We start from the raw sequence: 11,207 nt of genomic DNA on the forward strand, positions 1-11,207 counted from the left end.
TTGCGGGAGAGGGTTGGGGAGAGGGTGTCTCCACAACGAAGAATCCCCAAGGGGAGAGAGCCCTCACCCGGCGTTTCGCGCCGACCTCTCCCGCAAGCGGGAGAGGTGCACGGAGCCCGTGGCGTCTACCTCGACATTTCGTCTTACGTGCCCGTCACGCGCCAGATCACGTTGCCGACGTCATCGGCTATCAGCAGCGACTTCTTGTCGGGGCCGATCGCGACGCCAACGGGGCGGCCGTAGGATTCCTTCTCGTCGGGGGCGAGGAAGCCCGACAGGATATCGCGACCGGGGCCGGACGGCTTGCCGTTCTCGAACGGAACGAACACCAGCTTGTAGCCCGACAGCTTGCTGCGATTCCACGAGCCGTGCTGGCCGATCACCATGCCGTCGGGGAAGCCGGGCAGGGTCCCTGCGGGCATCCAGCACAGGCCGAGCGAGGCAGTGTGGCCGCCGAGCGCGTAGTCCGGTTGAAGCGCCTTGGCGATCATCGCCGGATCCTGCGGCACGCGGTCGTCCACCGTCTTGCCCCAGTAGCAATAGGGCCAGCCATAGAAGCCGCCGTCGCGCACCGAGGTGAGATAGTCCGGCGGCGTCTCGTCGCCGAGGCCGTCGCGCTCGTTGACGACGGTCCAGAGCACGTCCGTCGTTGGCTCCCACGCGAGTCCCACGGGATTGCGCAGGCCCGCGCCGAAAATGCGATGCGTGCCCGCGATGAGGTCGAGCTCGTAGACCGCGGCGCGGCCTTGCTCGACCTCCATGCCCATCTCGGCGATGTTGCTGAGCGAGCCGACACCGGCATAGAGCTTCTTGCCGTCGGGGCTTGCGAGCAGGCTGCGGGTCCAGTGGCCGCCCGGCTTGAACGTCGTGAGCCTTTTGCCCGGCGCAGTGATGCGGTCGGCATTGGCGACGTAAGGAAACGCCATCACGCCGTCGGTGTTGCCGACATAGAAGGTGTCGCCGACCAGCGCCATGCCGAACGGCTGGCTGAGGTTTTCCATGAAGGCGCCGCGAACCTCCGCGACGCCGTCACCGTCCTTGTCGCGCAAGAGCGTGATGCGGTTGGCGGAAACGCCGAGCGCTGCGGCGCGCCGCATCGTCGCCTGCATCGCATAGTGAAACACGGTGCGCGGGGGACCTGCAACCTGCGTCGCTTCCGCGATCAGCACATCGCCGTTGGGCAGCACCTCGATCCAGCGCGGATGATCGAGGCCGGTCGCGAACGCATTGACCTTGAGCCCGGGCGCGACGGTCGGCTTCTGGCCCTCGCTCCAGCCGCGCGCGGTCGGCATCTTCAAGGTCGGGATCGCGCCTTGCGGCTTCGCCTCGGGGATCGCGGGCTTCTCGCCCCAGGCGGGTGCGGGCTCGGTGCCCGACAGCTTCCGCCATTGCAGCGCGATGCCGCCGAGGAGCGCAACGAACTGCGCAAAGACGCTTGAAAACGTCATGAGAAGCCCCTGTGTGCGCGCGCATCCAACTGGTTGACGGGGCAGACGTCAACCTGTGCGGCATGCCGCCGGGCTCTATTCCCTTGGAATGGCAGCCGATCGAATTTGCATGGGACGAGCACTGACGGGCTGTGCGCGGAGATCAGCGGCCGATTTGCCGCTCGAGCCGCTCTGTCGTGCGAACATCATGGAGGTGACGGATGTTCGGTCCGAGCGCGGCCTCCTTGGACAGGAGGTGATAGACCCGTGCCACCGTGCGCTGCTTCTGCTTCGGTCGCCCAGGCGGCAGTACCCGCGCCTTGTGGACGGCGGCAATCGCGTGCTCGCGAAAATAATCGTAGGCGTCCGACATGGCTCGATGCTTTGCGGGTAGTTGCATGCGTCGAGAGGTAACGGGGGCAGGGAGCGGCGGTTCCGGGCGAGAAAGCGAAGCTACGCCATGTGCTTGAGAGATGACCGCGAGCTCGCAAAATTCTCGGTGTCGTCCCGGCGAAGGCCGGGACCCATACCGCGGAATCTATCGGTTGTGGGCGGTAGAAGTACCAAATGAACGAGTCTTCACCAAACTATGCCCTGTGGCTATGGGTCCCGGCCCCCGTGCGCAATTGCGCACTCGGCCGGGACGACAGGGAGCATGTGGTGCGCTTGCAATCTCACCGCGGCGACAGGAACGGGATGATCATCGGCACGCGGCGGCAATAGGCGCCGTAGGCGTCCTCGCCGAGCTCCTTGGACAAGAACACTTCTTCCATCCGGCCCTTCTGCCACATGCCGAGCGAGATCAGGATGGCGCCGAGGATCGCGGTCACGGTGCCGACCGCGATGCCGGTCGCGAGCATGCCGGCGATCAGGCCAGTGTAGATCGGGTGGCGCACGATGCCGTACGGACCGGTGTCGATGACGCGGTGGTCTTCCTTGTGGGTGATGGTGTTGGACCAGAACTTGCCGAGATGCAGCCGTCCCCACCAGGTGAAGGAGATGCCGGCGAGCACGATCAGGGCCGTAATGTAGACCCCTAGGTTGCTGAACACCCAGAGCGGCTTCTCGTTCAGCACTTCGGCCGTCCACGGCGTGAACAGGATGCCACCGACCAGGATCGGAATCCGATAGCGGCCGGATTCCAGGGTCATCACCTGCTTCTGGGTGCGGCCCTGCCAGAACGAGGCGCCGACCCAGCTGGCGAGCCAGGCGAGCCAGATCAGGGCGAGCAGTTGCGTCGGCCAGGTCGTGGTCCAACCACCCCAGGCGATAGAGAGAAGCTTGCTGAAATCGAAGGACATGAAGGTTCTTTGCGTTGGGCGGAGCGCTCAGCTCGCGCGCGAGGAGAGCGCGTGATGCTCGATGGCGCCGGAGGCGGCCAGGCCGCCGCGGGCGAGAAGGTGGGTGATGGTTTCGCGCAAGACAGGCTCGATCGGACGCGGCGAATAGCCGAGCTCGGTGCGCGCCTTGCCGATCGAGAGGTCGCTCGCGGCCAGCGCAATGCGCACGCCCTCGGCGGTGCCGTTCGGCGGCCGGCGCGTGATATGATCGGCGATGGATTCAAGCATGATTGCGGAGAGCTCGGCGATCCTGCCCGGCACGACGACCGGAAACTGCCGCCGGCCGCTCATTGCCGACATCATTCGCAGAATGTTGCCGAGCGGGACGCAGTCGCCGCCGAGAATGTAGCGCTGGCCGAGGCGGCCACGCTCCATGGTCAGCACGAGGCCCATGGCGACGTCGCGGACGTCGACGAGGTTGACCAGGAAGTTGAGATGCGGCTGCACCTTCTTCTGGAGGAAGTACCACAGCATCGCGGTCGGCGGCGTCAGATTGTGGTCGGCGGCGCCGATCGGCATGGTCGGCGTGCCGATCACGAGCGGAAAGCCACTGGCTGCGGCCTTCGCGGCGCAATGCTCGGCGAGCGACTTCGAGCGCGTATAGGCGCCGGGCATCGCTTCGGCCGGCTGCAGCGCCTCTTCGGCGGGAACACCGTTGAGCTCGGAATAGGGGAACAGGATCGATTCGGTCGAGCAGTGCAGGAAGCGCGACACGCCGCGCTTCATCGCGGATGCGAGCACGATCTCGGTGCCGCGGCAATTGACCGCGTGAAAGTCCTGCTTGTTGGCGGCCCACATGCCGGGCAGGCCGGCGAGGTGATAGACCTGATCGACGCCGGCCAGCGCGGCATCGACCGCATCGCGGTCCAGCACCGAGCCATGGGCATATTCAACGTCCGCGTTCGCCGCGGCCGGAGCGCGGACATCGAGAACACGCACCCGCTGCCCACGGGCGCGGAGCGCTTCTACGAGATGATGTCCGATGAAGCCGCTGCCACCGGTAACCAGTACGAGAGCCATGAAGACGGTTTGCTGTTTCGCTTCTGGAAGTTATCGAGTCGAAAGGGAATTGGTCGGAAGAGGCCCCAGAATCGCGGCAAGGTCGCGACGGAAGCCCAGTGCAATGAATAATTTTGCCATCACGAACATCGGTCCAAGCAAAAGATGCGAGGGAAAAGTGAACAACGAGGCCTCGCGCCCCTCAAAAACCTTGTGGCCGATGGTCTGCGCGGCGAGGCCGAGCACGACCAGCGTGGCGAAAATCGCCCACATCGCCACCATGCTGACTTGCGCCGCGATGGCGGTCGCAATCGAAAACAGCACAATGGAGACGGCCAAAATGCCGAGCCCGAGCCCCAGATCGAGCAGCAGCCAGTAAATCAGGACCGGCAGCGCCAGGATCACCGCGAGGCTGACATCGAATCCGAACAGCGGCAGCTTGACCAGTGTCAACGGCATGACAGCGCCGGTGAACAGCAGGAGGATGCCGACCACATGCATCGCCGTGTTCCGGGGATCGCGATGGTACTCGACGTAGACGGCAAGTTGGCGCTGAAAAAAGCCACCCATTTCGGTCTCATGCAGCACGGGGTCGGGGGAAGGGGCGAACAGAGGCTATAGCACCTGATAGGGCGGTGCACAAACCGGCGCTATTGTCGCGCGAGACCGCGCTGTTGCGCTGTGAGACAGGTCACAAAATGACCAGAACTTCAAAGGGTTCCGTCAGCGCGAAGCCGCGTTCGCTCAGCGTTTCTTGGCGGGCTTTTTCGCCGCAGGCGCAGGTGCCGCAGCCGGGCGCGCAGGCTCCTCCGGCAGCTTGGCATAGGTTAGGATCTGCAACTGGCCGTTGACGGCCGAAGTCGGCTTGGCCCGGTCGAGAAACTGCTCCTCGCCGAGGCCGATCGGATGCAGCCGCTTGGTCGAGATCTTGAACGTGTTCACCAGCACGTCGCGGATCGCATCTGCCCGGCGCTGGCTCAGGATCACATTGGCCTCGCGCGTCTTCGAGTTGGACTCGACATGGCCGACGATCAGGAAGGTGTAGGGCAGCAGCGAGGAATGCACCAGCGCATCCGCAATGCGGCCGACGGTCTGGTAGGACGCCGGCTGGATGATCGGCGTGTCGGCGTCGAACTGGATCTGTGCGTTGAAGGCGGGCAGCTTGGCGAGGTCAGGCGCGATCAGCGGCCGGTTCACCGGACCGGGATCGTTCTTGATCCTGGCCTTGGCGCGCTCCATCACCTGCTGCTTCAGCGCGGGAAGATCGACCTCGGCGGCTTCCTCGAAATGGTTGAGCTTGCCGACGATGTCGTCGCGGGTCGGCGCCGCCGTCTGCGCGCGCGCGGCGCCTGCGAGCACGACGAAGCCCAGCGCGATGCCTAGTCCGGCGGTGGAGAGCCACTTCGCGCGCATCAGCGATACCCCGCATCGTCGACGGCCTTCAGGCAGTTGTTGCTGATGCCCTTGGGCGTCGAGACCAGGCAGGGGATCGATTTGCTGGTCTCCTTGGTCGAGCCGCCGCAGACCTTGACGATTTCGCGCTGGCAGGCGTTCGCCACCGTGACGCGCGCGGCGACGCGCTTCTGGATGGCGTCGAAGACGCCGAGATAGTCGCTCTGGCACTGCGGGGACAGCACGTCGCGGTTGCGCGACAAGCACTCCTTCAGCCGGGTCGAATCCGGATTGACGCCGCGGCAATTGGCGACGATTTCCGCACCGCAGCTCGCCGCCAGCTTTCCGATCGAATCACCAAAGCTCATGGTCTCCGCCGCCGCAAGCGACGGCATCCCCAATACAAGCACGATCAATGTGACGGAGCCCCGGACCATGGGTTGCATCTGATACGGGGAAGTTCGCGATGGTCAAGAGCTGTTCGGACCAGAACTGTCGAGAGTCCGGCCAGTGCGGCGAACAGTCCTCACTCGGTGGCGTCGGCGCGGGGTGGCCATTCGATCTGGGCGACCATGTGGTTCCTGAGATCGTCGGCAAATTCCGGATCGGCCTCGAGCTCGGCCAGCGTTCGCGGCGGAGGAAGCTGCCGGCCGTCCGCGATCAGGTCCTGCGCATAGAGCGCGAGCGCCTCGGGCGCATTCTCCAGGGCCTCGTCGACGTCGTCGCCGCCGGAGATGCAGCCTGGCAGGTCCGGAAACCAGACGCCGACGGCGTCGTCCGGGCCGGCATCCTCGATGATGGCGATGTAGTGAGGCATAGCGGCCTCACGCCCGCTGCACAAAACTGTCCACGACCTTCTTCTCGCCGGCCTTGTCGAAGGCGATGGTGAGCTTGTTGCCGTCGATCTTGGTGACGCGGCCGTAGCCGAATTTCTGGTGGAAGACGCGGTCTTCCAGCGAGAATTCCGAGGTCGTGCCGGTCGATTTGGCGACCAGTTCGCCCTCAATGGTGAGGGGACCGCGGCGGCGCGAGGAGAAGCTGCCGAAATCGGGTGAGGCCGAAGACGAGAACGAGGTAGCCTCTTCCTCGAAACCGCCGCGGCCGCCTTGACCGCCGCGGTTGCGGTTGGCCTGGGCGCGCTGCCAGCCCGGCGTCGAATAGCTGGAGCCGAACGCCTCCATGTCGTCGAAGCGCGAGGCGCCGTAGCCGCCGGTGCCGCCCCAGGCCGAGCCGCCCTTGGATTCCGTGATCTCGACATTGGCCGCCGGCAATTCGTCGAGGAAGCGCGACGGGATCGTGGTCGACCAGGTGCCATGGATCCGGCGGTTGGTCGCAAAATAGATTTTCGCGCGGCGCCGGGCGCGCGTGAGACCGACATGGCCGAGCCGGCGCTCTTCTTCCAGCCCCGCGCGGCCCTGCTCGTCCAGCGTGCGCTGGCTCGGGAACAGGCCTTCCTCCCAGCCGGGCAAGAACACGTTGTCGAATTCGAGTCCCTTGGCCGAATGCAGCGTCATCAGCGACACCGCGTCGTCCTCAGCGCCGCCGTCGCGGTCCATCACCAGCGAGATGTGCTCGAGGAATCCTTGCAGGTTCTCGAACTCCTCCATCGAGCGCACGAGCTCTTTCAGGTTCTCCAGCCGGCCTGCGGCGTCGGCCGAACGGTCCTTCTGCCACATCTCGGTGTAGCCGCTCTCGTCGAGCACGATCTGGGCGAGGTCGGTATGCGCGGTGACCTCGCGCTGGGCACGCCAGCGGTCGAACTGCGTGATGAGATCGCGAAGCGAGCCGCGCGCTTTCGGCTTCAGCTCGTCGGTCTCGACCACCGCGCGCGCCGCTTCGAACAGCGGGATGCGGCGCTTGCGCGCGTGGTCGTGCAGCATCTGCACGGTGGCGTCGCCAAGGCCGCGCTTGGGCGTATTGATGATACGCTCGAAGGCGAGATCGTCGGCGGGTGAATTGATGACGCGCAGATAGGCGAGCGCGTCGCGGATTTCGGCGCGCTCGTAGAAGCGCGGGCCGCCGATGACGCGATAGGGCAGGCCAAGCGTGACGAAGCGGTCTTCGAATTCGCGCATCTGGTAGGAGGCGCGCACCAGGATTGCGATCTCGTTGAGCTTCTCGCCCTGGCGCTGCAGCTGCTCGATCTCCTCGCCGATGCCGCGCGCTTCCTCTTCGGAATCCCACGAGCCCGTCACCGTGACCTTCTCGCCGTCCTGGTCCTCGGTGCGCAGCGTCTTGCCGAGCCGGCCTTCATTATGTGCGATCAAATGCGAGGCAGCGGCGAGGATGTGGCCGGTCGAGCGGTAATTGCGCTCGAGGCGAATGACCTTGGCGCCCGGAAAATCGTGCTCGAAGCGCAGGATGTTGTCGACCTCGGCGCCGCGCCAACCATAGATCGACTGGTCGTCGTCGCCGACGCAGCAGATGTTTTTGGTCTTCTCCCTCTCCCCGTCCTTCACGGGGAGAGGGCTGGGGTGAGGGGCTGTCTCAACGAGCTCGGTCTGCGGAGAGTCCCCCTCACCCGCATCGCTGCGCGATGCGACCTCTCCCCGCACGCGGGGAGAGGTGAAAGACGGCGCCTGCGACAGCAGCCGCAGCCACAGATACTGCGCGACGTTGGTGTCTTGATACTCGTCGACCAGGATGAATTTGAAGCGCTGCTGGTACTGCCTGAGAATGTCCGGATGCTCGCGGAAGATGCGGATGTTCTCCAGCAAGAGATCGCCGAAATCGGCTGCGTTCAAGATCTTCAGCCGCTCCTGGTAGCTCGCATAGAGCTTGCCGCCCTTGCCGTTGGCGAAGACGGCGGCTTCGCCTGATGGCACTTGCGACGGCGTCAGGCCGCGGTTCTTCCAGCCGTCGATCAGGCCCGCCAGCATGCGTGCCGGCCAGCGCTTGTCGTCGATGTTCTCGGCCTGGAGCAACTGCTTGAGAAGCCGGACCTGGTCGTCGACATCGAGCACGGTGAAGTTCGACTTGAGCTGCGCCAGCTCGGCATGGACGCGCAGGATGCGGCCGCCGATGGAGTGGAAGGTGCCGAGCCACGGCATGCCCTCGACGGCATGGCCGAGCATCTGGCCGAGCCGATGCTTCATCTCGCGCGCGGCCTTGTTGGTGAAGGTCACCGACAGGATCTCGGCGGGGCGGGCGCGGCCCTGGCTCAGGATGTGGGCGATCCGCGTGGTCAGGACGCGGGTCTTGCCGGTGCCGGCACCGGCCAGCACCAGGACCGGACCGTCCAGCGTCTCCACCGCCTCGCGCTGCTCCGGATTGAGCCCGGAGAGATATTTCGGGCCCACGGAGGCGCGCGCACGTGCGGCGATGCCGCCGGCTGCGGGCTGGTGGTCGGGAACGCCTGTGATCTTGCTCGGCTCGGTCATGCGAATCATTGGCCCCACGATGGCACCGCGGGGTGACGGAAGGGAGCCTTCTTAACAGGGATTGGGCCCTATATGGGGCGCCGGGACAGGGTTTTCCACGTGCGCGGCAGGCCGATTTGTTCCTGCGAAGGCAGCGAATTTCGCTCTTGCGTGGGCCGGAACCATCGTTCTCGCGTCGAGATTGTCTGGGCAGGTGGCGCGGCAGCCGCGCTGGACGCAGACAGACATCAAGACGAGGGTTTGAACATGCTTGGCTGGGTTGTGACGTTTCTGGTTATCGCACTGATCGCCGGTATCCTGGGCTTCGGCGGCATCGCCGGCGCCTCGATCGAGATCGCCAAGATCATCTTCTTCATTGCGGTCGTCCTGTTCCTGGTCTCGGCCGTGGTCGGCTTGGCGCGCGGCCGCAACAGAATATAGCGGCTACCGCTTCGAGGGCATCGCCACGTTGCGGCCGATGCCCTCGGGGCGTGGCACTGCGCTGTGGGCCTTGGTAACCGCAGCGATACGCTGGCGGATATCGGGCGGAAATGGCGCAACACGCCGCGCCTTCATGTCCATGTGCAGCGACATGTTCTCGGAAGTTGCCGACAGCCAGCCCTCGGTGGCGTGACGCATCTCCTCAAAGGTGTGCAGTCGCTTGTCGTCGGCCTCTAGCAGCCAGACGAAAATCTGCACGGGATCGCCGAGGTGGATCTCGCGCAAATAGCGCACATGGCATTCGGCGGTGAAGCTCGAGCCGCCTCGCTCCTTCATGTAGGCCGGCCCCATCCCGAGTTCGAGCCAGAGCTGGTCGATCGCCCGGTCGAACATCACGTTGTAATAGGCCATGTTGAGATGGCCGTTGTAATCGATCCATTGCGGCTCGATCTGCATGATCGAGGCGCGGAACGGCTCCGCTTGGGGCGCTGAGGCGGCGGTCTCCGGCATATGTTCTTCCCTAGCCATGCGTCCGGTCCCTTGACTTGACCGGTTTTATGTCCTTTGCCACGGTTCTTCTCTCGGGAGGAATGTCCGTGGGCACGACCATCACCAATAATCCGCCGCGGCCGGAGCCGAAAGCCCTCGCAAGCGCGCTGGAACAGCTTGCCGCACGCTTCGGCAACCGCCTCATCACCTCGCAGGCCGTTCGCGAACAGCACGGCCATACCACGACATGGATCGTCAACCAGCCGCCCGACGGCGTGGTGATGGCGCAGGAGACCGCCGACATCCAGGACGCGGTGCGGATCTGCGCCAAGCATCGCGTGCCCGTCATTCCGTTCGGCACCGGCACCTCGCTCGAGGGCCAGGTCAACGCGCCCGCCGGCGGCATCTCGGTCGACCTGCGTGACATGAACAAGGTGCTCGCGGTGCATGCCGAGGACCTCGACTGCGTGATCCAGCCCGGCGTCACCCGCAAGGCGCTCAACGAGCATCTGCGCGACCAGGGCCTGTTCTTCCCGATCGATCCCGGCGCGGATGCTTCGCTTGGCGGCATGGCCTCGACCCGCGCCTCCGGCACCAATGCGGTACGCTACGGCACCATGCGCGAGAGCGTGCTGGCGCTGAAAGTCGTGCGCGGCGATGGCGAGATCATCACGACAGGCACGCGCGCCAAGAAATCATCCGCCGGCTACGACCTCACCCATCTGTTCGTCGGCGCCGAAGGCACGCTCGGCATCATCTCGGAACTGACCATTCGCCTGCGCGGCATTCCCGAGACGATCGCAGCCGGGGCGGTGTCATTCGAAACCGTGCACGGCGCCTGTCAGGCGGTCATCCTGGCGATCCAGACCGGCATTCCCGTGGCGCGCATCGAGCTGCTCAATGCCGCGCAGGTCAAGGCCTGCAACGCCTATTCGAAGCTGACGCTGCCGGAGACACCGCTGCTGCTGATGGAATTCCATGGCAGCGAGATCGAGGTTGCCGAACAGTCCAAGGCCTTCGGCGAGATCGCGAGAGAATGCGGCGGCGGCGATTTCTCCTGGACCACCAAGCCCGAGGATCGCACCAAACTGTGGCAGGCGCGGCACGACGCCTATTGGTCGGTGAAGGCGCTGCGGCCGGGCGACAGCATCGGCGTGGTCGCAACCGACGTCTGCGTGCCGATCTCGCGCCTCGCCGACTGCGTCAGCGAGACCGAGGAGGATCTCAAGCGGCTCAACCTGTTGTCGCCGATCGTTGGCCATGTCGGCGACGGCAATTTCCACTGCTCACTGGTTTGCGACGTCAATGATCCCGACGAGATGGCGCGCGGCGAGGAGTTCATGCATCGCCTGGTCGAGCGTGCGCAGGCGATGGACGGCACCTGCACCGGCGAGCACGGCATTGGCCAGGGCAAGCAGAAATATCTCAAGGCCGAGCTCGGCCCCGAAGCGCTGGATGCGATGCGGGCGCTGAAAAAGGCGCTCGATCCGCTCAATATCTTCAACCCCGGCAAGATCGTGCCGGAGGCCTAAGGCCTGCGAAGTCAGGGACCCGGAACTTTCGGCAGCGTTGCCGGTTCCAATTCCCGCCAAGTTCCGATGCCTCAATGGCAGGGCTTTGCGCGGGAGGGTGTGATGCTGCGACGGGTCGTCGGAATTGCCGCGGTGGCGTTTTCCTGCATGCTGGCAGGCGCGGCGCTGGCCAAGGGCGGCCATGGCGGTGGACATGGCGGTGGACATGGCGGTGGACATGGCGGCGGG

The 11,207-nt window shown here is 65.2% G+C and carries 12 protein-coding genes; 2 read left to right on the forward strand and 10 right to left on the reverse strand.

The annotated features are described in order from the left end of the window. Positions 1-143: 143 nt before the first annotated feature. The 9 genes from CWO91_RS39280 to CWO91_RS39320 form a co-directional block, all read right to left on the reverse strand. The gene (locus CWO91_RS39280) at positions 144-1,448 is read right to left on the reverse strand and encodes a PQQ-dependent sugar dehydrogenase (protein WP_130220733.1); all 1,305 of its coding nucleotides are present in this window, start codon (positions 1,446-1,448) and stop codon (positions 144-146) included. Between the two features lie 142 nt (positions 1,449-1,590). Then, positions 1,591-1,800, reverse strand: a complete 210-nt coding sequence (locus tag CWO91_RS39285; RefSeq protein ID WP_130220734.1) for a hypothetical protein — start codon at positions 1,798-1,800, stop codon at positions 1,591-1,593. Between the two features lie 301 nt (positions 1,801-2,101). Further along, positions 2,102-2,728 carry a methyltransferase family protein gene (locus tag CWO91_RS39290; RefSeq protein ID WP_130220735.1) on the reverse strand — a complete coding sequence of 209 codons (627 nt, stop codon included), beginning with the start codon at positions 2,726-2,728 and terminating at the stop codon, positions 2,102-2,104. A gap of 27 nt (positions 2,729-2,755) precedes the next feature. Next, a complete protein-coding gene (locus CWO91_RS39295; protein WP_130220736.1) occupies positions 2,756-3,787 on the reverse strand; it encodes an NAD-dependent epimerase/dehydratase family protein in 1,032 nt (343 codons plus the stop codon). Positions 3,788-3,817: 30 nt separating this feature from the next. Further along, positions 3,818-4,336, reverse strand: a complete 519-nt coding sequence (locus CWO91_RS39300; RefSeq protein ID WP_165406027.1) for a DUF962 domain-containing protein — start codon at positions 4,334-4,336, stop codon at positions 3,818-3,820. Between the two features lie 174 nt (positions 4,337-4,510). Further along, a complete protein-coding gene (locus CWO91_RS39305; RefSeq protein ID WP_130220738.1) occupies positions 4,511-5,179 on the reverse strand; it encodes an OmpA family protein in 669 nt (222 codons plus the stop codon). Continuing rightward, on the reverse strand, positions 5,179-5,595 hold the full coding sequence (locus CWO91_RS39310; RefSeq protein ID WP_130220739.1) for a hypothetical protein: 417 nt from the start codon (positions 5,593-5,595) through the stop codon (positions 5,179-5,181). The genes CWO91_RS39305 and CWO91_RS39310 overlap by 1 nt, the downstream gene beginning before the upstream one ends. A gap of 89 nt (positions 5,596-5,684) precedes the next feature. After that, complete coding sequence (locus CWO91_RS39315) at positions 5,685-5,975, reverse strand: type II toxin-antitoxin system HicB family antitoxin (protein WP_128944699.1); 291 nt, start codon at positions 5,973-5,975, stop codon at positions 5,685-5,687. Positions 5,976-5,982: 7 nt separating this feature from the next. Further along, positions 5,983-8,547, reverse strand: coding sequence for an ATP-dependent helicase (locus tag CWO91_RS39320; RefSeq protein WP_130220740.1), 2,565 nt, complete (start codon positions 8,545-8,547; stop codon positions 5,983-5,985). Positions 8,548-8,784: 237 nt separating this feature from the next. Here CWO91_RS39320 and CWO91_RS39325 point away from each other — a divergent pair, with 237 nt between their 5' ends. Further along, positions 8,785-8,958, forward strand: coding sequence for a DUF1328 domain-containing protein (locus CWO91_RS39325; protein ID WP_008556598.1), 174 nt, complete (start codon positions 8,785-8,787; stop codon positions 8,956-8,958). Positions 8,959-8,961: 3 nt separating this feature from the next. Here CWO91_RS39325 and CWO91_RS39330 read toward each other — a convergent pair whose 3' ends face one another. Next, positions 8,962-9,468: a thioesterase family protein gene (locus tag CWO91_RS39330; RefSeq protein WP_130220742.1), complete on the reverse strand. Its 507-nt coding sequence runs from the start codon at positions 9,466-9,468 to the stop codon at positions 8,962-8,964. A gap of 86 nt (positions 9,469-9,554) precedes the next feature. Here CWO91_RS39330 and CWO91_RS39335 point away from each other — a divergent pair, with 86 nt between their 5' ends. Beyond that, a complete protein-coding gene (locus tag CWO91_RS39335) occupies positions 9,555-10,979 on the forward strand; it encodes an FAD-binding oxidoreductase (protein WP_130220741.1) in 1,425 nt (474 codons plus the stop codon). Positions 10,980-11,207 lie beyond the last annotated feature (228 nt).

Origin of the sequence: Bradyrhizobium genosp. SA-3 (genome assembly GCF_004212635.1) — a bacterium.
Taxonomy (GTDB): Bacteria; Pseudomonadota; Alphaproteobacteria; order Rhizobiales; family Xanthobacteraceae; genus Bradyrhizobium.